The sequence below is a fragment of the Actinomyces massiliensis 4401292 genome (genome assembly GCF_000269805.1).
GTDB classification, from domain to species: domain Bacteria; phylum Actinomycetota; class Actinomycetes; order Actinomycetales; family Actinomycetaceae; genus Actinomyces; species Actinomyces massiliensis.
The window spans coordinates 737,898-762,474 of sequence record NZ_JH711481.1; the positions used below are offsets into that span (position 1 = coordinate 737,898).

Annotated in this window: 18 protein-coding genes and 1 pseudogene; 9 read left to right on the forward strand and 10 right to left on the reverse strand. The window is 66.8% G+C overall.

Going from position 1 to position 24,577, the window contains the following annotated elements; all coding sequences use genetic code 11:
• Positions 1-239 precede the first annotated feature (239 nt).
• Both W5W_RS0103075 and W5W_RS0103085 read left to right on the forward strand, forming a co-directional pair.
• The gene (locus W5W_RS0103075) at positions 240-1,124 is read left to right on the forward strand and encodes a uracil-DNA glycosylase (RefSeq protein ID WP_017194302.1); all 885 of its coding nucleotides are present in this window, start codon (positions 240-242) and stop codon (positions 1,122-1,124) included.
• Between the two features lie 245 nt (positions 1,125-1,369).
• The gene (locus W5W_RS0103085; RefSeq protein WP_008734105.1) at positions 1,370-1,909 is read left to right on the forward strand and encodes a DUF4242 domain-containing protein; all 540 of its coding nucleotides are present in this window, start codon (positions 1,370-1,372) and stop codon (positions 1,907-1,909) included.
• A gap of 147 nt (positions 1,910-2,056) precedes the next feature.
• Here the strand turns inward: W5W_RS0103085 and pulA are convergent, their stop codons facing one another.
• On the reverse strand, positions 2,057-4,996 hold the full coding sequence (gene pulA / locus W5W_RS0103090) for a pullulanase-type alpha-1,6-glucosidase (protein ID WP_017194304.1): 2,940 nt from the start codon (positions 4,994-4,996) through the stop codon (positions 2,057-2,059).
• Between the two features lie 661 nt (positions 4,997-5,657).
• Here pulA and W5W_RS0103095 point away from each other — a divergent pair.
• A complete protein-coding gene (locus W5W_RS0103095; RefSeq protein WP_017194305.1) occupies positions 5,658-6,455 on the forward strand; it encodes a hypothetical protein in 798 nt (265 codons plus the stop codon).
• A gap of 102 nt (positions 6,456-6,557) precedes the next feature.
• Here the strand turns inward: W5W_RS0103095 and W5W_RS0103100 are convergent, their stop codons facing one another.
• A complete protein-coding gene (locus W5W_RS0103100; protein ID WP_017194306.1) occupies positions 6,558-7,256 on the reverse strand; it encodes an SDR family oxidoreductase in 699 nt (232 codons plus the stop codon).
• Between the two features lie 144 nt (positions 7,257-7,400).
• On the opposite strand from W5W_RS0103100, the gene W5W_RS14485 reads away from it, so the two are divergent.
• Positions 7,401-8,054: a TMEM175 family protein gene (locus W5W_RS14485; protein WP_017194307.1), complete on the forward strand. Its 654-nt coding sequence runs from the start codon at positions 7,401-7,403 to the stop codon at positions 8,052-8,054.
• 83 nt (positions 8,055-8,137) lie between these two features.
• Positions 8,138-8,587: a hypothetical protein gene (locus W5W_RS0103110; protein WP_238533236.1), complete on the forward strand. Its 450-nt coding sequence runs from the start codon at positions 8,138-8,140 to the stop codon at positions 8,585-8,587.
• 198 nt (positions 8,588-8,785) lie between these two features.
• Here W5W_RS0103110 and W5W_RS0103115 read toward each other — a convergent pair whose 3' ends face one another.
• The 8 genes and pseudogenes from W5W_RS0103115 to W5W_RS0103140 all read right to left on the reverse strand — a co-directional run bounded on the left by W5W_RS0103115 (position 8,786) and on the right by W5W_RS0103140 (position 19,109).
• Positions 8,786-10,483, reverse strand: a complete 1,698-nt coding sequence (locus tag W5W_RS0103115; RefSeq protein ID WP_029574041.1) for an ABC-three component system protein — start codon at positions 10,481-10,483, stop codon at positions 8,786-8,788.
• The gene (locus W5W_RS16850; protein ID WP_338009599.1) at positions 10,470-10,814 is read right to left on the reverse strand and encodes an ABC-three component system middle component 6; all 345 of its coding nucleotides are present in this window, start codon (positions 10,812-10,814) and stop codon (positions 10,470-10,472) included. The genes W5W_RS0103115 and W5W_RS16850 overlap by 14 nt, the downstream gene beginning before the upstream one ends.
• Positions 10,726-11,664 (reverse strand): ABC-three component system protein, encoded by a 939-nt coding sequence (locus tag W5W_RS15510; RefSeq protein ID WP_238533237.1) that lies wholly within the window; start codon positions 11,662-11,664, stop codon positions 10,726-10,728. Before W5W_RS15510 ends, W5W_RS16850 begins: the two co-directional genes overlap by 89 nt.
• Before the next feature lie 138 nt (positions 11,665-11,802).
• Positions 11,803-12,726 carry a XamI family restriction endonuclease gene (locus W5W_RS0103120; RefSeq protein WP_017194310.1) on the reverse strand — a complete coding sequence of 308 codons (924 nt, stop codon included), beginning with the start codon at positions 12,724-12,726 and terminating at the stop codon, positions 11,803-11,805.
• Positions 12,727-12,730: 4 nt separating this feature from the next.
• On the reverse strand, positions 12,731-14,359 hold the full coding sequence (locus tag W5W_RS0103125) for an Eco57I restriction-modification methylase domain-containing protein (protein ID WP_008734087.1): 1,629 nt from the start codon (positions 14,357-14,359) through the stop codon (positions 12,731-12,733).
• On the reverse strand, positions 14,343-14,588 hold the full coding sequence (locus W5W_RS0103130) for a hypothetical protein (RefSeq protein WP_008734100.1): 246 nt from the start codon (positions 14,586-14,588) through the stop codon (positions 14,343-14,345). Before W5W_RS0103130 ends, W5W_RS0103125 begins: the two co-directional genes overlap by 17 nt.
• 818 nt (positions 14,589-15,406) lie before the next feature.
• Positions 15,407-17,895: pseudogene (locus W5W_RS14490) on the reverse strand (heterodisulfide reductase-related iron-sulfur binding cluster).
• A gap of 896 nt (positions 17,896-18,791) precedes the next feature.
• Positions 18,792-19,109 carry a DUF4235 domain-containing protein gene (locus tag W5W_RS0103140; protein WP_017194311.1) on the reverse strand — a complete coding sequence of 106 codons (318 nt, stop codon included), beginning with the start codon at positions 19,107-19,109 and terminating at the stop codon, positions 18,792-18,794.
• Positions 19,110-19,544: 435 nt separating this feature from the next.
• Between W5W_RS0103140 and W5W_RS0103145 the strand changes: the two genes are divergently transcribed.
• The 4 genes from W5W_RS0103145 to W5W_RS0103160 all read left to right on the forward strand — a co-directional run bounded on the left by W5W_RS0103145 (position 19,545) and on the right by W5W_RS0103160 (position 24,577).
• The gene (locus W5W_RS0103145; protein WP_017194312.1) at positions 19,545-20,672 is read left to right on the forward strand and encodes a thiamine ABC transporter substrate-binding protein; all 1,128 of its coding nucleotides are present in this window, start codon (positions 19,545-19,547) and stop codon (positions 20,670-20,672) included.
• Positions 20,669-22,543, forward strand: a complete 1,875-nt coding sequence (locus W5W_RS0103150; RefSeq protein WP_017194313.1) for an ABC transporter permease subunit — start codon at positions 20,669-20,671, stop codon at positions 22,541-22,543. Before W5W_RS0103145 ends, W5W_RS0103150 begins: the two co-directional genes overlap by 4 nt.
• The gene (locus W5W_RS0103155) at positions 22,536-23,363 is read left to right on the forward strand and encodes an ABC transporter ATP-binding protein (protein ID WP_017194314.1); all 828 of its coding nucleotides are present in this window, start codon (positions 22,536-22,538) and stop codon (positions 23,361-23,363) included. The genes W5W_RS0103150 and W5W_RS0103155 overlap by 8 nt, the downstream gene beginning before the upstream one ends.
• A gap of 779 nt (positions 23,364-24,142) precedes the next feature.
• The gene (locus W5W_RS0103160; protein ID WP_008733973.1) at positions 24,143-24,577 is read left to right on the forward strand and encodes a YbjN domain-containing protein; all 435 of its coding nucleotides are present in this window, start codon (positions 24,143-24,145) and stop codon (positions 24,575-24,577) included.

Below are 24,577 nucleotides of genomic sequence, written 5' to 3' on the forward strand. Positions count from 1 at the left end.
AAGGGACGAGGTCGGCGCGCGAGCGAGACTCAGCATCGCCTACATCGAGAGAACCGCGGGCAAATGCTGAAGGGTGGTGTGGTGGTGCGGGGAGCCGGAAGTGCGTGGGCCCCACCTTTTTCGGATGGGCTCGGATGGGCTCGATGGGCTCGGATGGGAGTAGGAGCGGATGGAAGCGGATTCGAACGGGGCGGGAGGGCGCCGGGTCCGCCTGCGATCGGCGCGCGATAATTGGGGCGATGACAGAAGCGACAGGGGCGACCGATCCGCACCCGCTCACCGGAACGGGCTTTATCTCGCCCGTCCCGCCCGGAATCGGTTGGCCCGGTGACCCGGCCGATACCACCACCCCCGTGGCGCACTCGGCCGACGGCGTGGCGCGCCTGGCCCGCTCCGCAACCGATATTCCCGCCCTTGACGCCCGGGTCAGCGTGTGTCGGGCCTGTCCGCGCCTGGTGGCGTGGCGAGAGCGGGTGGCCACGATCGGCCGCCGCGCCTCCTTCGCGCATGAGCCCTATTGGGGGCGCCCGGTGCCGAGTATCGGGCCGGCCGATGCGCGCATCTACGTCGTCGGGCTGGCTCCCGCGGCCAATGGCGCCAACCGCACCGGTCGCATGTTCACGGGGGACAGGTCCGGCGACTGGCTGTGGGCCGCCTTCCACCGTGCGGGCATGGCCACTCGTGACACTTCGCGGCACGCCGGCGATGGGCAGGCGCCGATCGGCCTGCGCATGGGTGCGGCGGTGCGCTGCGCCCCGCCCGCCAACAAGCCGACGACGGCGGAGAAGGCCGCTTGCCTGCCCTGGATCGCCCGCGAACTCGCCCTCATGCCGCAGGTGCGCGTGCTGGTGGCGCTCGGTGGGATCGCCTGGGACACGGCACTGAGAGTTGTCCGACAGGCGGGCTGGAGCGCGCCGAGACCCAAACCGCGCTTCGGGCACGGCGCCGAGGCGGTGCTTGCGCGCCCCGACGGTGATGAGGCCACTCTGCTGGGCAGCTACCACCCGAGTCAGCAGAACACCTTCACCGGCCGGCTCACCGCGGACATGCTCGACGACGTGCTCGCGCGGGCCGCCGAGCTGGCCGGGCGGCGAGTTCACGGCGTCTCCTCAATCTCCACGTGAATAAGTCAGCACTGAAATATGAGGGCGATTCGCGCAACCGACGCCGGTGGGGTGACTGTGATCGTGATTCCGACAATCGGGGGCGGTCAGCGCGCAACCGACGTCCGGGCCCGGCCGGGGGCGGACTGCGAGCCGGTGCGGTCCGCCGTCCTGGAGTCCGGAATGTGAGGTGCCCTTGGTCAACCGGAGACGCTCTGGAACGATAATGGGACATTCGTCCCTCCATCAGGAAGAAACGAGACGCCATGTCCCTCTACCTCTTCGAGATCGTCCCTGCAGCATCCGATCGCGCCTCCGCCCGGGCCCTCATCGCCGCCGTGGATGAGGCCGCCTCCTCCGTATCCGCCGCCGTCCTGGAATCCCAGGTGACCTCAGGCCATGGGCGCGTGTTCACCGTCGTCGAGCACGACGGCGACCCGGACGCCCTGGGCGCCGCCGTCCGCGAGGGCCTCAAGGCCGTCGAGACCTCCGAGATCACCGGCCCCGACGAGGTGCGCCTGGTGGGCGCCGAGATCGAGGACATCCGCGGCCTGCGCGGATCGGCCGACTACCTCGTGGAGTGGGACATCCCCGCCGAGATCGACATGGAGACCTACCTGACGCGCAAGAAGGCGAATTCGCCCAAGTACGCCCAGGTGCCCGAGGTCAGCTTCCTGCGCACCTACGTGCGCGAGGACACGGTCAAGTGCCTGTGCTTCTACGACGCCCCCGACGAGGAGACCGTGGTGAAGGCGCGCGAGGCGGTCTCCACTCCGATCGACCGCCTGCACAAGCTGTCCGACTGACGGGCCGACGGGGCCGACTCACTCGCTCACTCGCAGACCGGCCCGAGGTGGGACACGGCCGCGACGAGTGAGGGGCTAGCGCAGTGACCTGAAGCAGCTCACCGGGGCGGACCGACGCGGCCGCGACGAGGACGGACGGGTGAGGGGCTAGTTCTTGCCCGATTTCCCCGGCCTCGGCGCTCCCGGCCGCTTCTTCGCCGCTTGGTCCTGAACCAGCACCGCCACGGTGCGCGCCGGCACGCTCACCGTCCCCGTGGACCGGTCGAAGCCGGTCTGCCGCACGACGTCGTCGGCCCCCTCGGCCTGGATCGGGGAGAGGTGGAAGTCCCGCCCCGCCAGCTCGGTCAGGGATTGGGTGAGCGTCTGCCCGGAGGCGTTGAAGACCACCAGGACGCCGTCCAGGGACGGGTCCACGTCCCGCTTCCCGGCGGTGTCATCGATGAGCATGACGATGATGCCCGGCGGGGCCGCGAAGCCCGAGCCCGGGAAGCTCAGCTTGTCCCGGATGAGGCCGGCGTCCCCCAGGCTGAACAAGGGCGTGGAGGAGCGCAGTCGCAGCAGGTCCAGGGCCTGCGCCCGGGCCATCGCGATCTCGTCGGGCGAGGGGCGCAGCCACGCATCCGCCAACAATGGCCCCTGAATGTGCCAGACCCCCTCGTTCTGCCTCGCCGGGGGCAGCCCTCGGCCGAATCCGTTGCGCTGTCCCGAGAAGTCGATGGCGTTGAACCAGTCCCCGGAGTTGTAGGAGTCCCGGTCCAGGGACTTGCTGCGCAGCAGCTCGGTGCCGGCGCACCAGAAGGACGGCGACTGCCCCAACGTCACCGTGGCCAGGCAGACGGTGTTCATCCGCACCCGTTCGGACACGGGCATCCCCCGCGGCAGCTTGTAGGCCAGCAGGTCGTACAGGGTCTCGTTGTCGTGGGCGTCGACGTAGTTGACGTTCTCCTGCGGACTGGAGGTGTAGGCGGCCGGTGCGCCGTTGTGGATGAGGTCGGCGCCCCGGCGCACTGAGCCGTCCGAGACCGTCATGACGTAGTCGGTCAGATTGCCCACCAGCCCCAGTCTCACCAGGTCGGTGCGGTGAGCCAGATCCGCCGACTGGTAGTCCCAGCTGCGCTTGTCGAGCCCGCTGGGCTGGGTGAGCAGGCCCGTGCCGAAGCCCTGGAAGATGCGGTGGTCGGCGTCGAAGGGCGCCCCGCCGTGGACGGCATCGCGCAGGCGGTCGTTGAAGACGCCGATGCCGGTGCCGTTCAGCTGCCCCTGGGTCGCCTGGACGAACAGGGCGTTGTTCGCGACCTCCCCGAAGTTCCAGCCCTCCCCGTACAGGTAGATCGAGGAGCCGTCGACGCCGTCGGCCTCCACGGTGAGCCGGTCCAGGGCGGTGCGCAGGCGCTCCATGACGGCGCGCGGGTGATGCCCCATGAGGTCGAAGCGGAAGCCGTCCACCCGGTAGCACCTGGCCCAGCGCACCACCGAGTCGATCATGAGGCGCTCGCACATGGCGTGCTCGGTGGCGGTGTTGGCGCAACAGGTCGAGTTCGTCACCTTCCCGACGGCGTCGAGCCGGTGGTAGTAGCCGGGCACCACCCTGTCCAGAACGCTGAGACGGTCCTGCCCGCAGGCCGCCATGTGGTTGTAGACCTGGTCGAGCACCACCTGGTAGCCCAGGGCGTGCAGGGCGCCGACCATCTGCCGGAACTCGACGATGCGCGCCCCGCCGTCCTGGTGGCCATCGGTGGCGTAGGAGCCCTCGGGGGCGCCCCAGTGGAAGGGGTCGTAACCCCAGTTGTAGGCGTCGCGGTCGGCCACGGCCGACACCGCCGCCTGCTGCTCGGTGGAGGCCGGCCCCAGCCCCTTGGGGATCTCCGGGGAGTGCTGACCGGCCCGGTCCTCCGGGATCGTGGCGATGTCGAAGGTGGGCAGCAGGTGGATGGTGTTCATCCCGGCACCCGCCAATTCCGCCAGGTGGCGCACACCGGTGGAGTCCTCCATGGTGAAGGCCCGGTAGGTGCCGCGCAGCTCGGCCGGGACGGTCTCGTCGGCGGCCGAGAAGTCGCGCACGTGCAGCTCGTAGATGCTGCGGGCGGAGTCGTTGCGAACCGGCGGGGCGGGGACGGCGGCCCACTGGTCGGGCGCCAGGCGCGCATCGGCGAGGTCGACGGCGACCGAGCGGGTGGAGTCGGTCGTCAGCGCCGTCGAGTAGGGGTCGGTGACGATGTTGGTCTCCACCCGGCGGGTGGAGGGCACGTACACCTTCACCTCCCACAGGTACTGGCAGCCGACGCCGATCCGGCCGTCGGCGTTGGGCACGCACCAGCGACCGTCATCGCCCTGGATGGCGGGGGTGCGCGTGGCGGGGCCGGGCATTTCGGGCACGGAGCCGAGGGGATCGCCGGTCTGCCAGGTCAGCAGCGTGACGGTCTTGGCGGTGGGCGCCCACAGGGCGAAGGAGGGGCGGTCGGTATCGACGTTGTCGGAACTGTCGTCGTCGGGGCCTTCGGAACTGCCGTCGCTGAAGGTGACGCCCAGGTCGGCGCGGGAGGCGGCCTCGGTGTAGAGGCGGTCCAGGACGATGGCGGTCTGCACGCCGGTGAAGGCGTCCAGGCGCCCCCCGTTGCCGTCCGTGTTGGCGTCCACGTGCTGGGCCACCGCCACCTGGCCGGTCAGGGCGGCGGCGATGGCGTCGCCGTCGAGCAGGGGCGTGCCGGCGGAGTCGGTCGGGCTCAGGGCGATATAGCCCTCCAGGTTGGGGTGGGCGGTGCGAACGCTCTCGGGCAGATTGCCGACGACGCGCAGGGGCGTGAGCGTGGGGGCGGCCAGGCCGTCCGCGCCCACGATGCGTCCGTGGACGGCGGCTGCACCGCCCTCGGGGGCCGTGACCAGCTGGAAGGCCAGGCCGGTGCCGGGGACGGGCCGGCCCGAATCGGTGACGACTTTCTCGCGGTTCATTCCCCTGGGCAGCAGGGACATCGGCCAGGCCAGGAGGTCGGGGGCGACCCAGTAGGCGCGCTGCTCCTCGCTGCCGGCGACGGGTGGGAGGGACGTGACGGTATCGAGTGTGAAGCTGATCGTGTAGGTGAAGGTCATGATGGTGTCCTACCGAACAGAGGCGTGGTGCTGATGCTGTGGCCTGAGCCGCAAGCGACTCCGCTCACGCCGTAGTCTTCTCCTCCTGGCCGCCGGGTGCTACCCCCGGGCGGGAGGCAAAAGTTGGGGAGGGCTGCCCGGTCCGGTGCGACCGGTGCGATGGCAGACTGCGGTCATGACGTTCCCCCCAGTGCCCGAGCACCCCTCTGATCAGGGTCTCGACGGCGATCCCGGAGTCAGTGGAGTCAGCGGAGCTAGCGGAGATGAAGCTGACGGAGGTGACGGGGCGCATCGGTCGGCTGAGCTCGCCGGGTCGGCCGGGGGTGTTGGCGCCTACGCGGTCAATGGCACCCCCGGGACCGTCCCGGGCTCGGCGTCCTCCGCTCCGCTGAGCGGTTATCCGGGCGGGATGCCTTCCGGTCCGTATGGCGCCTCGTACTCTGCAGGAGCTCAGGCGGGCCCTCAGGTCCCGGGAAGCGCGCCGATCGCATACGCGCACACGTATGGACACCAATACGGGCCCGTGCCCGGACGCAGGCCGATCCCCCGCCAGCCCTCCAGGGCCGGCCTGTTCGTGATTCTCGCTGCGCTGTTGACGTGTCAGCTGGCGTTTCCTTTTCTCAGTTCAATAGGGAGTTATGCTGGGTTTAGTCTGATCGATATGGTGTACCGGTTCGTATTCAGCTCGATGACATGGATAGTCGTTGTGGGGATTGTTCAGGCTGTCAAGCGCCGGCCGATTCCGAGTTTTATCCCCGCTGCGGCTATGTCGGTCGCCTCTTCAGTGTTCGACCTTGTCCTTGTCGTCGCTTATGCGGGTGGGCATACATTCCTGAGTGCAGTCACGAACGCCTCCTTCTTCCTTATTTCTTTGATCGAGGTCTGCCTGTTCATGATTGCCGGCTGGATGAGTTGCACGAGGCTTCGTGGTCGGCCCGGCTCACCACCGATTTCTGTGCTGCTGTCGTCTGGGGCAGCGCAGTTCCTGCTCGTTCTGGCAGCAGGGAGGCTGGTCAATGCGCCCGTTCTTCTGCTTATGAGTGGAGTCGGCGCGCCGTTCGACCAGTATGGAGCTGATATGAGGCTCGGGTACGGCCTGTACTGGTATGCGAATTCCCAGCCTGTGGGTGGTGCGGTGCCCTTCGGTGTGGGGCTGGCGATTCTTATCGTGGTGGGGCTGGCGGCGGCGGGAGCCGTCGTCATGTCTCGGCCGGGCGGGTCACGGGTCACACTCGTGGCGGGATCCGCTGTGGCTTCGGGGGTCTTCTTGCTGCACTCCCTGTACGCTACGATCCTGACTTTTCTTGCAGAGTCGCACAGCCCTGGCGGCTCGTTCGAGGATCTGGGGTATGCGGTGCCGCTCGTGATCGCGGCTGCGCTCATGATCGGCATGTCCTTGGCGGGGCTGGCGCCGAGCGCCCGCGCATGGTTCGCCGGCCAACGATGGTCTTCGTCTTGAGTATTCCACCCTCTCGTCGAGGTTGACATTCTCGAACGAGATCGACGGTGGCACCGTCGCCGTCGTCCCGAAATGTCGACCTCGTCGCGCGTCCGAGTTCGCTCAGGACAGGTCTGAGTAGGCCTCCGGCACGTCGGCGACCGCCTGGGCGATGAGCGTGCCGCCGTCCCGGAAGGGGATGACTCTGCCGATGCTGGCAGGCTCGCCGAGCACCGCTGCGATCACCCGGGCCACATTTCCGCGGGAGGTGGGCGCATCGGTTGAGGACTCGCCGGCCCCCACGCGGCCCACGGTGATGGCGCCGGTGGGCTCGTCCTGCGTGAGCAGGCCGGGGCCGAGGATCGTCCAGTCCAGGCCGGTGGTCTGCAGGTGGCGGTCCGCGGCTATCTTGGCGATGGCGTAGGCGCGCAGCGGGTGGTCGTCGGCCACCTCGCCGTAGGCGGTGATGAAGGAGACCATGATGTAGCGGCGCACGCCCGCCGCCTCGGCGGCCTCCATCGAGCGGATCGCAGCGGCGCGGTCGACGGCGTCGGTGCGCTCCGGCCCGCCCTTGCCGCCGGCCCCCGCCGACCAGACGACGGCGTCGGCCCCGGCGAATGCCTGGGCGAGCTCCTCGGTGCCGGCGTCCTCTACGGACAGGACCAGGGGTGTGGCGCCGGTGGCGGCGACGTCGTCGGCCTGGGCGGGATTGCGGATGACGGAGATGACCTCATGGCCGTCGGCCACGAGCAGCGGGGCGGCCAGAAGCGCGATCTTGCCGTGGCCGCCGATGATGACGATGCGGGACGTGCTGTGCGACATGCTGCGACCGTACTCCGTGCGGGCGGGGCCGGGCGAGCGCTTACAACGCTCATTTACCCCTTCCTGTACGGCCGTAAGGGGCGTAGCAAGGGGCAAACAGGCGTAGTAAGCTGCTGAGGCGTGGTCAATGGGGAGGCTGGTCGTATGTCGCCCGGACGGTTGGAGGCATTCAGCGATGGCGTGATCGCGATTGCCATTACGCTGCTGAGTCTGGAGATCAGACTTCCCGACGACGATGCGCTCACCAGCGGGTTGCTCTCCATATGGCCCAGCTATGTGGGCTTCGTGCTCAGCTTTTTGCTGATCGGGCAGGTCTGGCTCAATCATCACGCCATTTTCCAGAAGATCCGCTATGTCGATCAGTGGGTGCTTGTCTGCAATCTTCTCCTCCTGCTCGACGTCGCTTTTCTCCCCTTTGCCACCACCGTGCTCACCCGCGCTCTCAAGACGGGGGAGGACGCGCGGATCGGTGCTGTTTTCTACGGCATGGTCATGGTGGTCGGGGGTCTTTTCTTCAATGGGCTGTGGCGGGCCGCCATTAGGAATAGGCGCTGTCTGAAGCCGGAGGTTCCCGACGACGTCGTGCGGGCCATGACGCGGCGCTTCGCCATGGGGCCGCTGCTCTACGCCATCGCCGCCGCCGTGAGCGTGATCAGCGCCTGGCTGAGTGTGGCCACCTACCTCCTCCTCATCGTCCTCTACACGGTGGAAAGCAGTTGGCGCCGGAATGCGGGGGAGGGGGATGACGAGGATCGGGGGCCGCGGCTGCCTGCCGATGGCGAGCGGGCCTCGGAGTAGTCGGAGTAGGCGGAAGTAGATGGGCCGACTGCGCGGCCGGTAGTCGGGGAGTTCTTATGTATATTATTTTTATCTCTGTTTTCGTGCCGATTGTTCTCGCCGCGGTGGTGCCTGCGGTCATGCGGCGGGCGGGGCTCGCTGAGGAGCGCCGCTGGCGCTGGTGGCTGTACGCGGCGTGCATTCTTTTCTGGGTGTCGTGGTACTTGCCGTCACCGCTGATCGAGGGGCGGGATACCAGCTTCACGACTCATTTCGTGGGCGGCGGTATATTCACGGGATTTCTGTGGTACTACGTGAAGCAGTCTCTTGGGTGGCGCAGCCGCTGGCCGGTCGAGTTGTTCTCCCTGTTCGCCCTGGTGTCGGCGCTCGGATGCGTCAATGAGCTGGTCGAGCTCGGCGCGGTGAAGGCCGGTATATCGCGACTGACTCTGGAGGACACGAACTGGGACATCCTGGCCAACTCATTGGGGGCGCTGGTGGCGTATGCCGGTTATCTGCTGGTCGGTCGCCGGATCGACCGGCCGAGGCGCTAGCCAGTTGTGCTCCATTGATGTGCCGTACTGAGCGATATCCAGGAAAATTAAGGAAATAGCGTCGCTATGCTTAATTAAGCTTAATCCATTTTTTGGCCGGCCATGCTGGCTTCTCATGCGCAGGTGTCGCCCGTTCTCCTTAGCTGTTCTTCAACAATCCTTACGAGGAAACAGTTTATGGTGTTGCTTAGGGCGTTGCTACTGGAAGCGGAAGCCAAAGAGGCCGCCCTCTTCACCCGCATCCGTTAAAATGGGGTCGATAACGTATTTACGCCTTTCGAATCCTTCTGCCTCGGCGGCTGTGAGCCTGTCTGAGTTGAGTGTGACAATGTATTGAAATCCAATGGTGTCCGCTAAACGTGCCCCAATGTTAAGGCAGGAGGCGACCTGTCTATCATCCATTGAATCAAAAAGAAAACTGTCGTGCACAAGGAGACGGGGGGCGCGGTCAGCTTTAATGGCCATCACTAGACAGACGATGTCCAAAAGGAAGGTCTTCACGCCTAGGATGCCGGCAGAGGCGTCGCCGTCAATCTTCGGAACAACTTTGAGTACTCCCTTGTTGGTAGCCTCAATGAGTAGAGAAACATCGCGATCGTCGTATATTTCTTCACCAAGTTGGTGGAACAACGAAATTACTTCTTCGAGGGAGGCTTCTTTTTCAGTCATCTCAGTTCGTAGACTGGACTCGGCGTCGGCCGTAATCGAACGAAGGCGGAGACCTGTATCATTTATCGACTGTACAAGTTCTAACTTTCGCTCCAAATCTGCTGCGACTGAATCCAGCTCAGTGAGTTCCCGTTCCGCATCCCGGAATGTTTCGAGCGCCATTGACTCGTTCAGCAGATTCATCACGGCAGCTCGACGCTGGTCCAAGTCCGAGCGCTCCGCTTGAACTGCCCCAAGTCGATCAATGACTAAGGCCAACTCTGATTGGAGATACATTCGCCGATTTCGTACTACGGATGAATGGAAGTCTGAGACTTCGTCAAATCGTCGTGCGACAACATCGGGGAGTATTATGCCGATCTCGGCGTACATCGATTCCAACTGCTTGGTCACTTCACCATTCGAAGCTACTGGACTCTCGTCTTGGAATGCAAGTTCGAGATCGCGCTTTCGCTGCTCTAAAGCAAGACCTTCATCATTTAGATCCCTAATGGCATGGGTGAGGCTATCAGCCTCTGCCTGATGTTCGGCGTACTGATCATCGATACGAAAACCTAACAGATTCTTTTCGAGGCGCGATCGCCGCTGACGGGTCTGCGCTAAACGTGCGCGAAGTTCGGCCTCGTTAAGAGGTATTGATCCAAGGGCGCCATCTGAAATTAACTTTCTGAGTGTTTTTCTGTTCTTTTCCAGAGCGGATGCTTTACCGCCCTTCATGAGGATCTCGGGCGAGAAACCCAGAAGATACCCGATTCGTGTTCCAGATTCCCAGGCGGACTCCGCTGGGTATGTCTTGAGAGGATCGCCAAAATAATCGCGAATGAGTTGACCAATTAGCTGACCAACTGTGGGACGATCCACGTCGGCAGGGAGTCCGAAGATGTTACCGACTTCCAACTTCCACTCGTCGACAGTGGTCACTTCTCCATTAACTTGAATTTTCGTTCGGGGCGACATTGAACGTTCGACCCGAGTTACTTCGGTGCCGAAAATCTCTAGATCTGACCAAAAGTAAAATGAAGTAAGTTCGCTTGACTTGAGGCCATCTCTGAGGCTACCGCCGAGCAAGTATCGGATAATGTGAATGAAACTCGTCTTACCCGCGCCGTTTCGGCTGTCACCAAGTCTGGACTCTGTCGCCTTGTCCGCTAGAAGGATGTTCATGCCTTCGTGAAAACTGAGCGTTTTAAAACGCTCATCGGAGGAACCGATATCATGCAGGAACATGAGACCTCACCAACTGACCCGAGGCATTCCAATTGATCGCTTGGATGGCAAACAGCATGGACAGGGCCATGGCGAACCAATCGAATGTGATTCGGGCGAACTCGTCATTCGACTTCGTTTTCTGTGAGAGTCTTTCCCATAGTCCGGAGACGGTGGTAGGCGAATCTAACAGGGATAGTAATGCTGCGCCCACCGTCAACAGGGCTCGGTCTGCGGTAATTCCCTTAGTTGGGAGAAGCATTTTATGATTTACTCCCGGTGTAGTCTGAAGGTGGTTCCTCAAAAATATCGCATGAATCAAAGAAATACGCCGTAACGGCGTACACGGCATTCGCACGTTTCGTAGACATGTCGAAATCAGATCCTCCCAGGGCGCCATATATTTGTCTTACGATTTCGCGCACATCAGTCGTAGTCCGGCGTGCTTCGCAATAAATTTCGTGAAACTGACGAGCTTTATTGTCTCGAAGAAGGGGATCCGCTTGCTCCGAAAACCATTTTTCGATCCGCGGAGTCAAGAGCCTTCCTTCGTTGAACTCTAGCCTCGTAGTTGTTGGAAGTTTATTAAACTCCATTTTCGTTGAAGGAACAGGATTGATGGGATGAAGATGATCAGTGCCTTTGTCATTGACTGCCGTAAGTGATTCGATAAGTTCTACCATGTCGCTGAGTTTTACGTTCTGCGCATGCGGAACGCCTGGCATTATTTCATCGAGCTGCGATGTGTTCAATTTATTGGCGGCTTTCCACCACAGGTCATCGGGTGCTTTCCAGAGTTCCAAGGTGAGCGGGCGTTTAGTGCCCGCCTCATGTTGTTTTTGCAATTTAATCAAGCTATTGGTCGGGGCTGGACCGAACTGCGCGTTGGTTACGAATCGCCATGTTGTAAAGGTTGTCCAGGTGGAATACCCTCTGGCGAAGTCCGCTTCCAGCTTTTCTTTAGTTTTTTGGTCGACTCCTGTAGTGGCACGCTGACCATAGCAGGCGTAGAGGATGGAGAAGTTCTCTGCAAAGCCGTCACAACCGCCATCGCCACGGCTGCCCATAGAATCGGGTTTCATATAGTCGGTGTGAAGACGTTTAAGAATCTTGGTCACGTAGTCTTCGAATTCTTCACCAGAGGTGTTGCATCGACTGTCGTGCTGTGCACGGTACCACGTCTTCCACGCTGAGTCGATCATGGCTGCGGATGCTCCTCTCCATTGTGGTTGGCGCTTGACGGTTCGCCGAATGTTATGGTTCTAGCGATGCCCAATATAGATACAACCTTACCGGCTTGTTGCTGCGACATTCTAGGGTTAGGTGAGTGATGCGAGCACTCATCGCCCGGCCTCCCGGGTGCTGTTGATGAACGAGATCATCCGGTCCAGCCCGTGGGCCCAGAACAGGGTGAGGCCATCGGCCTGGGCGGAGATGAGATTGCGGGTCTTGAAAACGCCCGACAGGACTGCTGCGGGCACGCACGTCACCGTGCCGAACTCCTGAATCCAAGTCCGCGCCTTCACCGCTGCATCGTTGTTGAGGCGCTTGACCGAGTTGGTCGAGGAATTCGAGACCTTGCACTCGGTGGGCATGACCCGGCCGTCCCACAGGCGCACGATGAGGTCCGCCTTGCGGCTGCCGAAAAGGGCTTCGGCGCAGAACTCGCCGTGCGCGGGCAGGTGCGACATGTTCGTGACCGCTCGGGTCGGCACCTCGGTGAACCCGGCGGCGCGGAGCGCATCGGCGACAGCGCCTTCCTGGGTCTTCTTCGCCTCGTTGCGGCGACCCGTCTGTACCTTCTGCGTGGCGATCAGTGCTGCCGTGGACACGACGGCGGTCGCCCGCTCGCCCTCGGTGGGCTCGCGGCTCTCCGCCACCCAGGGGAAGCGCTCTCGGTCGAGCCCCATCAGGACCGTCTCAATGACGCGGCGCGCCATGTCGGGATCGGCGTTGAGGCGCTTGGGGGTGAGCGCGGCGTCGGCGAGGACCTTCAGGTCGTCCTCGCTGATCGCGGGGGAGGCCAGGTACCGAATAGCCGTCAGCCGTTGAGGATTCGTCAGAAGCTCGACGGCCAGATTGCTCAGCCGCGTGAGATCAACGGTCTCTTCAATGAGAGTCTCGACCTGCCGGCGGTATTCCTCAACGTAGTCGAGATAGGCCTCCAAGGGCTCGTGCATGCGGGTCTCGCGGAAGTGACGAATGGCCTGGGCGGCCTCCCGCTCGAACTCCTCTGCGGTCCATTTCGGAGGATTGATTCCCACTTTGCTACGCCCCCTCGGTGAGCATGTCCGGGCCCGGCACCGGAATGCGCTCCATCTCCCGGGGCTCGAACTTCACCAGCCCGCCGGCATAGGTCCGCCCCTGGGCGAGCGTGACCGCTGCCCGCAGGTGGTCGGCGAGGCGATCCAGAACCGCGTCGGTCATCTCCTCGCGGGGATAGAGCCCGTGGGCGATGTTGATGTGCCGCGCACCGGCGTCGTTGCGGACGAAGGCCGGAGGACGGCGAGCCATGTACGTGGCCAGGATCGGTGCGGCCGCCCGCAGGCCGACGCTCCACCAGGCCCTGCGGTTCGAGGCGATGTAGCCCTCGGGCACGCCCCTGGCCCGGGCCTCGCGCAGGAACCGGTCGATCTGCCTGCGCTCGGCGGCGTCGAAGACGTCGAGATCCACCGGCAGGTCCACGACGCGGCGCAGGGCGTCGAGGCTTCCGAGCCGCGCACCGGCCCCGAACAGCTCGCGGGCCCTCGTGATGCTCGGGAAGAGCACCCGCTCGGGCAGGTCCGGATGCGCGTCGCGCCTGACCCACACGGCGTTCGCGCCGGTCACAGTCCCCCGGTGGACCCGGCATAGCTCCCCGAGCTCGACGTGACCCTCGGGGAGCGCCGGGGTCACGCGGGTCAGCACGGACCAGCGATTCGTCTCCGTGAGGCGCTGCCTGGAGACGCTGCGCCCCTTGGCCAGGCGGCCGAGGTCCGAGACCGACTCGACCCGGCGGACCTTCATCGCCGGGACCGTGTCGCCTATGCGGAAGCAGGTGATCGCCCCCGTCGTCGTCGCATCCGAGAACGGCTGCGCCTCGGGCGCGAGGACGTGGAGCGACTGGCCGCCCAGCTCGTCGAGCAGAAGCCGGCGCACGAGTGCGCCGTAGTTGACGTCCAGCCACTCCGAGGAGGTGATGAACGCGCCGAAATCGCCGCGGCGCCCGTACTCGGCGGTGGCGAGGAAGAAATGGACGTGCAGGCCCGCCAGGGCGCTCGCGTGCAGGCCGTGTCGGCGGGCGGTCTGCAGGAGCCAGGCCTTCCACTCCGGCGCGATCTGGTGGTGGCGCACGTAGGGCGGGTTGCCGATGAAGAGCGTCGGGCCCTCCGCCTCGGGAAGCGCCAATGCGCGGTAGTCGCCGAGGTGGATGCGGGCCCGGCCGGCCAGCCCCGCCGCCGCCAGGTTGGCGCGCAGCATGAGGGTGGCCAGCGGATCGACGTCGGAGCCGTGCAACTCCGCCTCGGGGAACCTTCTCCCCGCGGCGAGCAGGTAGCGCCCCGAGCCCGCACCGGGGTCGACCACGCGGGTGGGGGTCCCGTGGTCCGACGCCCAGCGCAGCATCGCCTCGATGATCGGATGCGGCGTGTACGTCTGGCCGAGCGGACGGCGCTCGCCGGGGGAGCGGATCGCGCAGTAGGCGTCACCCAGCGGATCCTCGCCCCGACGGATCAGAGACGAGGCTCTGAGGACGAGTTCCGCTGCCGGGGCTGCGTCCTGGTCCTGCTCGTCGAGCAAGCGCTGTTCGGCGGCGCTCAGATCGCCGGTCTCCTCGGCGCCGAGGGCGGCGGCCAGAGCCACCAAGGAGGGGATCGTCCTGATGTTCATGTCGTCCAGCGTCTCAGACGGCACCGACATGATCGCCCCTATCACTGGGCCGCAGCCGGAAGACTCCGCGCGAGACCCGCTCGAAGTAGCGCTCGTCCTGGAGTGCGCTGCGGTAGGAGGAATCCGGCGCGGTGCCCACTACGGGGCGGATCGCCTCCTTGATCTCCGCGATGGAGGCGTGACCGCCGTCGAGGGTCGCCAGGAAGGCCCGCATGGCGTTCTTCAGCTCATTGTGGGGACGGCGCGAGCGCTTGCTCATGTCACCTTCCTCGGGTCCTGGGCAAGTCGACGTTATTGCGTCGACTTTAGCACACCTGCTGGGTGGCGAGTTACGGCATTTGCTTCTCGAGATCGGTCGTACTCCGTGCCGAGATCGGTCCGTTTCCGCCGCGAGATCGGTACATCTCCGCGTCGAGATCGGTCGTATTCCGCGTCGAGATCGGTCCGGTTCCGGTTGGAGTTTGTGGTGGGTTGGTTGTGTGGGGTGTGGTGTGCCTGGTGGGTGTGGTTGTCGTTGGTGTTGCACATGGGAGGGTGGGGTCCCTGCAGGACGGCGGCTGGTTTTTGTTGGAATGACAGGCTTTTCTGGTGGGCGTGGTGTCTGGTGGTCGGGCTCCCATGTGCAATGAGGGGGGGTCTGCGCACATGGGAACCCGACCATGACCGCTACGGACAATGCTGTTCCTCATGATTCCGCGGTTCCCGCCGGTGTGGGGCGTGCGCGAGTGTGCAACATCAACTGTGGCGGCATGCGCGGATATGGGGATGGGGCCGGGAGGGGGCGGCGTGCCCCTCCGCGTGCCGCCTGCTTGGCACATGCAGGCATCAGTCAGAGCCGGCTCACGGCGGTGCGGCCCGACTCATCCGGCCTTCAGCCCCGAGAACCACCCCACCGAGGACCACGCCCGAAGCACTCACCCCTGTCTCAGATGTCCTGACACACCACAATCTCGACGCAGAACCGGACCGATCTCGAGCCGGAACTCGACCGATCTCGGCACGGAGTGCGACCGATCTCGGTGCGGAACCGGACCGATCTCGGCACGGAGTACGACCGATCTCGGCGGTTGTCGGCGGTCACTCCTGTCCGCGGTGGACGGCCTCGAGCATGAGGGAGGCGACGTCGGTGACCCGTACATCGGCGCCCTGGCTGGCCACGCCGTCGGAGAGCATGGTGGTGCAGAACGGGCAGGCGGTGGCGACCACCTGTGCGCCGGTACCGATGGCCTCGCGCGAGCGCTCCACCGCGATGCGCGTACCGATCGACTCCTCCATGAAGGCTTTCGCCCCGCCGCCGCCGCAGCAGAAGGCGGTCTCCCGGTTGCGCGGCATCTCGACCGCCTTGGCGCCGGTCGCCTCCAACAGCTCGCGCGGCGGGGAGTACACCTGGTTGTGGCGGCCCAGGTAGCAGGCGTCGTGGTAGGTGACGGTCGGGCCGGCCGCGCCGGCTCCCGCTCCTGCGCCGGCCCCCGCCGCCGGCCCGGCTTCCGCTCCTGCGCCGGCCCCCGCCGTCGGCGCCCGTCCCCCTGCGGCGCCACCGGCTTCAGCCGCCCCTCGCGCACGAGTGTGTTGAGCAGCTGGGTGTAGTGCAGCACCTCGAAGTGCCCCCCGATCTGCGGGTACTCCCGCGAGATCGTGTTGAAGCAGTGGGCGCAGGTCACCACAATGCGCTGGGCCTTGGCCTCGGTGAGCGTCTCGACGTTCTGGGAGGCGAGCATCTGGTAGAGGATCTCGTTGCCGGCTCTGCGGGCCGGGTCGCCCGTGCAGGACTCGGCGTCGCCCAGCACCGCGAAGCTCACCCCGGCGATGTGCAGCAGCTCGGCCACCGCCCGCGTCGTCTTCTTGGCCCGATCCTCGAAGGCGCCCGCACAGCCCACCCAGAACAGGTAATCGACCTCGGAGGCGTCCTCGACGTCGGCCCCGATGACCGGCACCTCGAAGTCCAGCCCCTTGGCCCAGTCCATCCGCTTGCGCGGCGCCAGCCCCCACGGGTTCCCCTTGGACTCCATCTTGCGGAACATCTGCCCCAGCTCCTTGGGGAAGGCCGACTCCATGAGGACCTGCTGGCGGCGCACGTCGATGACGTGATCGAGGTGCTCGATATCGACAGGGCACTGGTCCACGCACGCCCCGCAGGTGGTGCACGACCACAGCACGTCGGCCGGGATGACCTCCCCGGCCAGCGGTGCGGGGCGCGTGGCCACGCCCGTCTCGGCGGGGGCGGCCTTGGCGGCCAGCAGTGCGCCCAGCACGTCGCCGGTGTGGGCGCTGCCGGGGGCCAGGCCCAGGCGGTCGTTGTTCTCCAGCCCGTCGGTCATGCCGCTCAGGCGCCCGGCGATCCCCCCGCCGTCGCGCCGCTGCGCCAGCATCTCCTCGGTGACCTCCTCCGGGGCGACGCCGAGCGCATCGGCGGCCCGCAGGTAGGGGGCGACGGCGGCGTGGTGGTCGCGCAGCGCCAGCACGAACAGCTTGGGGGACAGGGGCTTGCCCGTGTTCCACGCCGGGCACAGGTCCTGGCAGCGGCCGCACTCGGTGCAGGTGGAGAAGTCCAGCAGCCCCTTCCAGGTGAAGTCCTGGATCCTGCCCACGCCGAGCGCGACCTCCTCGCCCGACTCCTCGGCGGCCTCCATGGCGGCGTCGAGGTCGTCCATGGTCTCGGCGGTCAGCGGCTCGCCGTCCGGCAGGAGCAGCGGCCCCACGGGGCCCAGCGACTTCGAGCCGTCGGCGTCGCGGCGCGCGTAGAGATTGACGAAGGCCAGGAAGCGGTGCCAGGCCACGCCCATGGAGGGCTGCAGCCCGACGACGACGAACCAGCTCATGGAGATGACGACCTTGATGGTGGCCACCACGGTGATGGCGATGGCCAGGCCGGTGGAGCCCAGCGGCTCCAGCAGCGGGCCGCTCCAAGCCGTCAGCGGGAAGTGGGTCCAGCTCGCCAGTGCGCGCTCGGCGGCGTCGGTCGAGATCGCCAGCCGGGCGTGCTCCAGCATGCGCAGGATCAGGACGCAGGCGACGACGCCGGTCACCACGGCCTCGACGAAGTGCGCCTGAGCGGCCGAGGAGCCGGCGAAGCGGGGGGTTCGGGGGCGGGTGGCGCTCTCCTCGGTCTCGGGGAAGGGCGGGGCGGCGGCGCCGCGCCGGGTCTTCCTGCGCCGGATGGCGATCATGTGGAGGATCCCGGCCGTGCTCAGCCAGGCGATGAGCTCCACGACCCAGGCCCACCAGGCCTGGTGGCCCAGCCACGGCAGCTCCCAGGCGGGGTGGGCCAGCACTTGCCCGTAGCCGGTCACCAGGGTCAGGAAAAGCAGTGGGAAGCTGACCATGACCAGCCAGTGGGCGGCACGGATCCAGGGTCGGCCCTTGAAGGCGGTGTGCCCGACGACCTCGGCGACCATGCGCACCAGGCGGCGGCCGACCGGTCGCAGGCGCTCGCGCGGCACGGGCCGGCCCACGCGCATGCGGGCCACGATCGTGCAACAGGCGCGCGCAAAAACGGCCACCCCCACCACGGTGGTGAGCGTGACCACGACTGCGCAGACGATACGCACGATCGCAAGGGACGTCATGCCGTCAGCCTACGCGGACGGTTGGAAGGTGCCCCTTGGGGCCGCGCTCGGGGCTCGTGCCGGGCGTGGAATCAAGGCCCGCATAGTGGAACGTGACGGCGAATACGTTCTAGGAGAATGACGATAAGTGTCTGCTCTGCGGTGTGAGCGGATCTATGGATCCGTGGAGAGAAGACCCCAGTGTGGCTGCTCGGCTCCGCTCATATCCTGCGTGCATGAGCGCCACTGACCCCTCTCCTCCTCGTCCGCAGGACGGAGGGCGGCATCAGCGACCGGTCTCATCCACTCCGGTGCCGCCCACGTGGTCGGGGCCCGGAGGGTCGGGTTCGCCGGGTTCTGGAAGGCCGGCCCAGGGCTATCAGGTTTATCAGGGTCAGCCGGGCTATCAGGGCTATCCGCCTCCTGCCGCGGGTGCGCCGTCGTCCATGAGCAGATCGCCGCATCGGGGTGCATCGCTGGCTCATGGCGCTGCGCTGGTTCCTCGTGGCGGTCACGATCGTGACCGTCGTCGGCATCGTCGCCATCGGGGGAATCACCATCACCGCCATCGCCGGCTCGCCGTTTCTTCTGACGCCCTTGCTCGCCGAGGTCTCGCTGGTCTTCCTGCCAGCGACCACAGTGGTGGACGCCTTCCTGATGATTGCCGTGATGCGCATGATGATCATCGATACGCATCGCAGGGGGGTTCGGGCCTCGAGCCTCCTGTGGAGTGCCGTCGTGACTAGCCGAACCGGGCGGACGCGATGTCGCCGTGGATTCGGAGCAGTCCGGAATCGCCTCGTGAACCGACTGAGTCGAAGGACGGACCGGGCAAGCGGAGATGGGGGAAGCTGGGAATGCTTGGAAAGCTGGGGCTGCCGGGAAACCTGCGGAGGACGCCGGGCCGGGGCTCGGGGTCAGGCCTCCAGGGTTTTCATGGCAGTGCCGCGCCTGCCGGCCAACCGGATCTCGCGCCCTTCGCGCCATTTGGCGGCCTGACGCAGGGTGAGCTGGCGCGTCAGGGACATGACCGCGCCCGACACGATCGCGAAGGCGGCGACCTCACCGAGCTGGTAGCTCAACAGCTTGTCATCGTCCTTGGGGGCCGGCCTGCCGGTCATGGTCTGCCATCCGACGGCGACGATCTTCTCGGCGACGACGCCGGAGGCCAGCATGATCAGGGCCGAGGCGGCCGTCCAGGCGAGATCGTTGTGCTTGTCCGTGTCATTGCTCATGGCGACTCACTCCGTTTCTTCGATTCGTGGGCCGACGACGGCGTGCGCCGCAGGGGCTGTGAGCGTCGTCGGGACGTGCCGCATCCGATCATGCCTCACTTGTGGCGCCGACGTCGGCTCATACGAGGCGGGGCGCGGGCGATGGCGGTCATCACTGGGCGGCGCAGCCGGCAGCGGGAACGGCATGACGGGCGTAAGACCACCGGAATCGCCTTGTCCGAAATTCATCATCTATGCTTATTCCCAACGACAGGGGAGCGCCCCGTCGTCGGCCCCGGAGCCCCGGCTCCGCCCGGCGAGTCCGGCGCTGAGAGTGCGGGCGACCGCAGACCCTCGAACCTGCTCCGGTCAGTACCGGCGAAGGAAGTCGAGCAGAATCTCCCCGGGCGCGATCAGGCGCGTCCGGGCCCTCCCGGCACTCATCCAGGAGGAACCATGAGAAACCGCCTCACCAAGGCGTCGTCCCGCCGCGAGATGCTGCCCCGCACCGACCGGCTGTCCCGCCGGACTCTGCTGGCGGGCTCCGCGGCCACCGCCGTCGGACTGGCGCTCGCGGCATGCGGCTCCAAGGGCTCCGGGGGATCGGGGTCGGCCGGCGGCGAGACCGTTACCGTCGTCACCCACGACTCCTTCTCCGTTCCCGACGCCCTCATCTCCGCTTTCAAGGAGGACACCGGCTACGCCCTGGAGGTGGTCGCCTCCGGGGACGCCGGCGAGCTGACCAACAAACTCGTCCTGACCAAGGACGCGCCCCTGGGCGACGCCTTCTTCGGCGTGGACAACTCCTTCGCCTCCCGCATCCTGGAGGCGGGGGTCCTCGACACCTCCGCCACCGTCAGCCTGCCCGAGGGCGCTGACCAGTACATCATCGACGACACCCCGGCGCTGACCCCCATCGACTTCGGCGAGGTCTGCGCCAATATCGACACCGCCTGGTTCACGGATCACGGCCTCACCCCGCCCGCCGCCTTCGAGGATCTGACCAAGGCCGAGTACAAGGACCTGTTCGTGGCCATCAACCCCTCGACGTCCTCCACCGGCCTGGCCTTCCTGCTGGCCACCGTCGGGCACTTCGGCACGGCGGACGCCGGCGGCTTCGCCGACTACTGGCGGCAGCTCGCGGCCAACGGCATGCGCGTCGATGAGGGCTGGACCAGCGCCTACTACACCGACTTCTCCGGCGGCGGGGAGGGCGGCGCCTACCCGATCGTCGTGTCCTACTCCTCCTCGCCCGCCGCGACCCTGACCGCCGACGGCTCGGCCTCCACCACCGCCTCCCTGCTCGCCACCGCCACCCGGCAGGTCGAGTACGCCGGAGTCCTCGCGGGCGCCGCCAACCCCGAGGGCGCCAAGGCATTCCTGACGTGGATGCTGTCGGCCGACGTCCAGAGCTCCATCCCCGAGAACATGTACATGTACCCGGTCAGCCCCGAGGCCGCGCTGAGCGAGGAGATGACGAAGTTCGGCGCCACCTCCGACAAGCCCGTGACCGTCCCCGCCGACGAGATCGCCGCCAACCGCGATACCTGGCTGGCGGCCTGGACCGAGGCCGTCGGGGCGTGAGCGACCGGCTGACTGGCCGGCTAAGCGGCCGGCTGAGCGGCCGGCGCGCACAGCGCATCCGGGACGCCGCACGCCCGGACGCGCCGCGCCGTCGGCCCCAACCGATCTCGGCGCGGAAGTGGACCGATCTCGAGCCGGAGTACGACCGATCTCGGCGCGGAAGCGGACCGATCTCGGCGACGGCGCGGGGACCGCGGGCCGGGGCGGGCGAGCGCGCCGCCTGGGGCCTCGCCGTCGGGCTGCCGCTGGTCTTCCTCGCCGTCTTCTTCGCCTGGCCCGTGGCGGCCCTGGTCGCGCGCGGCCTGGCCCCCGACGGCGATCTCGGCCACCTCGACCTGTCAGGCTTCGCCGAGGTCCTGGGGCGGGCGCGCACCTGGAGGATCATCCGCGCCACCCTCGTCCAGGCGACCGCCGCCACCGCGGTGTGCGTCGTGCTGGGCGTGCCCGGGGCCGCCGTGCTCTACCGGCGCGCCTTCCCCGGCCGCGACCTGGTGCGCGCCCTGGTCATCGTGCCCTTCGTGCTGCCCAGCGTCGTCGTCGGCGTCGCCTTCCACGCCCTGCTCACCACCGGCGGCCCCCTGGGGGGCAGCGGCCTGGACGGCACCACGACGGCGATCGTGGCCGCCATGGTCTTCTTCAACTACGGCCTGGTGGTGCGCACCGTCGGCACCATGTGGTCGCGCCTGGATCCGCGCGCCGTCGAGGCCGCCCGGGCGCTCGGGGCCTCTCCGTGGCGGGCCTGGCGCACCGTCACCCTGCCCAGCCTCATGCCCGCCATCGCCTCGGCCGCCTCCATCACCTTCCTGCTGTGCGCCACCGCCTACGGCGTCGTCCTGGTCCTGGGCGGGCCCGGGACGGGCACCATCGAGACCGAGATCTACGTGCTGACCGCCAAGGACCTCGACCTGCGGGCCGCGGCGGTCCTATCGGTCCTCCAGCTGGTCGTCATCGCCGTCGCCCTGGGGGCGGTCGAGCGGGCCCGCCGCGCCTCCCAGGCGCGCCTGGCCCTGCGCCTGGACGTGCCCGCCCTCCGGCTGCGCCGGGGCGACCTGCCGGCCCTGATCCTGACGCTGGCGGTCGTGATCGGCCTGCTCATCGGGCCGGTCGCCGTCCTGGTGGTGCGGTCCCTGCGGCGCGCGGGGCAGTGGACGACGGCGAACTACACGGACCTGTCGACCACCGGCGGCCGCAACGCCCTGACGGTCACCGTGTGGGAGGCGGCCGCGAACTCGCTGCGCGTGGCGGTGGTGGCCACCCTCATCGCCCTGGTCGTGGGCGCGGCCGTGAGCCTGGCGGTCTCGCGCAGCCCCCGCAGCCGCCTGCTGGCCCGCGGGGTGGGCATGCTCGACGCCGCCTTCATGCTGCCGCTGGGCGTGAGCGCCGTGACCGTCGGCTTCGGCTTCCTCATCACGCTGACCCGACCGCCGCTGGCGCTGACCCGCAGCTGGTGGATCCTGCCGCTGGCGCAGGCCGTCGTCGCCGTCCCCCTGGTGGTGCGCACCCTTCTGCCGGCGCTGCGCGCCATCGACCCGCGTCAGCGCGAGGCCGCCGCAGCGCTCGGTGCGGGACCGGGCCGGGTTCTGGCCACTGTCGATGGGCCGCACCTGCTGCGCGCCGGGGGTCTGGCGGCGGGCTTCGCGCTGGCGACGAGCCTGGGCGAGTTCGGGGCGACGTCGTTCCTCGTTCGGCCCCGCACCGACACCCTGCCGGTGGTCCTCTACCGGCTCATCGGCGCGCACGGCGCCCAGAACCAGGGCATGGGGCTGGCGGCCGGTGTTGTTCTGGCGCTGGGAAGCGCCGCGATCATGCTGATCTGCGAATGGCTGCAGACCGCCCGCCTGCGCCGCGTCCGGGAGGAGACCCATGACTGACGATGTTGACGATGCTGATGATGCTGACATGACTGATGGCGTGGCTGATGGCGCTGATGGCCCCTCCGGGGCACTCGGTGACGAACCGGCCCCGGAGGGCCTGAGCCTGCGCGGCCTGCGGGTGGTCTACCGTGCGGCGGGCGGTGCTTCGGTCACCGCCGTCGACGGCGTCGACCTGGATGTGGCCCGCGGTCGGACTGTCGCCCTCCTGGGGGCCTCGGGCTGCGGGAAGTCCTCGCTGCTGCGCGCCGTTGCCGGCTTGGAGGATCTGGCGGGCGGGACGATCGCGTGGGATGGGCGCGACGTCGTGCGCGTGCCGGTTCACAAGCGGGGTTTCGGCCTCATGTTCCAGGATGGTCAGCTCTTCCCCTTCCGCGACGTGGCCGGAAATGTGGGCTACGGGCTCACCGGGATGCCGCGCTCCGAGAAGCGGGCGCGCGTCGAGGAGATGCTGGAGCTCGTCGGCCTGCCGGGCTATGGGCCGCGCGAGGTCACGACCCTGTCGGGCGGGCAGGCGCAGCGCGTGGCTCTGGCGCGATCGCTTGCTCCCGGGCCGCGGCTGCTGCTGCTCGATGAGCCGCTGAGCGCCCTCGACCGGGCGCTGCGCGAGCAGCTCGTCATCGACCTGCGGGAGATCCTGGCCAGGCAGGGGACGACTGCTCTGTACGTCACCCATGATCATGGGGAGGCCCGGGCCGTGGCCGATCTGGTGGGCGTGATGGAGGCCGGGCGACTTCTGCGCCTCGACGCCCCCGAGGCGCTGTGGGCGGATCCGGGCAGCGAGAAGGTCGCCCGCTTCCTCGGCCTGTCTACCGCCTAACGCCGAGATCGGTAGCATTCCGCGTCGAGATCGGTCCAAACTCGCGTCGAGATCGGTCGTACTCCGTGTCGAGATCGGTCGCAACCCGCGTCGAGATCGGTTCTGCGTTGAGGTTGTGGTGTCAGGGCGTCTGAGACGGGGTGAGTGGGTGAGTGCGTCGGGTCTGGTGGTTCCCGGTGTGGCTCTTGGGACTGAGGGTCGTATGAGTAGGGCTGGACAGCCGTAGACCGGACCTGCTGGTGCCTGCGTGTCCCCGGGTGGTGGGTGTTGCACACTTGCGTGCATTCGGCGTCGGTGGGAACCGCGGAATCATGCGGAACAGCAATGTCGGTAGCGGGCGCGGTCCTGCTCCCATGTGCGTAGACCCCCTAGGTGCACATGGGAGCAAGACCGCCGCGCACAATGATCGCCGGAAAATCCCGTCATTCCAATAAAAAACAGCCCTCGCCCCGCAGAGACCCCAGTCTCCCATGTGCAATACCGACGACAACCACACTCGCCAAGCACACCGCAACCTCGAGCTCGAACTCGACCGATCTCGACGCGGAGTGCAACCGATTTCGGCGCGGAACTGGACCGATCTCGACGCGGAGTACGACCGATTTCGGCGCGGAAGTGGACCGATCTCGAGCCGGAGTACGACCGATCTCGGCGAGGAGGGGGAGGAGGGGATGGGACGTCAGGGAACGGCTGGGGCGGAGTGGACTGAGAGGCCCCCGGGTTGCAGACTTCACGGTGAGGTCACGAGGCGGTCACGAGCCCGACGCGAAGGAGACGCGATGAGCGCACAACCAAGGGTCACGATCTCCCGGGTGGAGGCGTGGCTCAAGACCGAGCGGCTCGACTACGAGATCGCGGAGGACGGCGCCGCGATCACCGACCTGGACAACTGCGAGATCTTCGTCATCGACGCCGACTCGGAGTTCCTCGTCGTCGGCAGCACGTGGCACAGCGAGTTCGCCGCCGTCGATCCCGCTCTGATGGCGTACGTGGACGAGCACAACTCGACCATGTACGCCCCTCGCGTCATGCTGAGTTCCTTCGACGACGGCGCCGTCTGCCTCCAGGCCGACATGACCGCTTTCACGGGTGAGGGGATGAGCGATGTCCAGCTCCAGAGCTTCCTGAACTCGTCCTTCACCACACTGCTCAGCTTCTACGAGACGGCGGCGGACGACCTGTCCGCATTCGTCGTCTCCACGGAGGAGGACTGA

Coding starts and splice junctions, on each gene's coding strand:
- W5W_RS0103075 (WP_017194302.1), top strand. CDS start 240: ATGACAGAAGCGACAGGGGCGACCGATCCGCACCCGCTCACCGGAACG.
- W5W_RS0103085 (WP_008734105.1), top strand. CDS start 1,370: ATGTCCCTCTACCTCTTCGAGATCGTCCCTGCAGCATCCGATCGCGCC.
- pulA (WP_017194304.1), bottom strand. CDS start 4,996: ATGACCTTCACCTACACGATCAGCTTCACACTCGATACCGTCACGTCC.
- W5W_RS0103095 (WP_017194305.1), top strand. CDS start 5,658: ATGGTGTACCGGTTCGTATTCAGCTCGATGACATGGATAGTCGTTGTG.
- W5W_RS0103100 (WP_017194306.1), bottom strand. CDS start 7,256: ATGTCGCACAGCACGTCCCGCATCGTCATCATCGGCGGCCACGGCAAG.
- W5W_RS14485 (WP_017194307.1), top strand. CDS start 7,401: ATGTCGCCCGGACGGTTGGAGGCATTCAGCGATGGCGTGATCGCGATT.
- W5W_RS0103115 (WP_029574041.1), bottom strand. CDS start 10,483: ATGTTCCTGCATGATATCGGTTCCTCCGATGAGCGTTTTAAAACGCTC.
- W5W_RS16850 (WP_338009599.1), bottom strand. CDS start 10,814: ATGCCGTGTACGCCGTTACGGCGTATTTCTTTGATTCATGCGATATTT.
- W5W_RS15510 (WP_238533237.1), bottom strand. CDS start 11,664: ATGATCGACTCAGCGTGGAAGACGTGGTACCGTGCACAGCACGACAGT.
- W5W_RS0103125 (WP_008734087.1), bottom strand. CDS start 14,359: ATGTCGGTGCCGTCTGAGACGCTGGACGACATGAACATCAGGACGATC.
- W5W_RS0103130 (WP_008734100.1), bottom strand. CDS start 14,588: ATGAGCAAGCGCTCGCGCCGTCCCCACAATGAGCTGAAGAACGCCATG.
- W5W_RS0103140 (WP_017194311.1), bottom strand. CDS start 19,109: ATGAGCAATGACACGGACAAGCACAACGATCTCGCCTGGACGGCCGCC.
- W5W_RS0103145 (WP_017194312.1), top strand. CDS start 19,545: ATGAGAAACCGCCTCACCAAGGCGTCGTCCCGCCGCGAGATGCTGCCC.
- W5W_RS0103155 (WP_017194314.1), top strand. CDS start 22,536: ATGACTGACGATGTTGACGATGCTGATGATGCTGACATGACTGATGGC.
- W5W_RS0103160 (WP_008733973.1), top strand. CDS start 24,143: ATGAGCGCACAACCAAGGGTCACGATCTCCCGGGTGGAGGCGTGGCTC.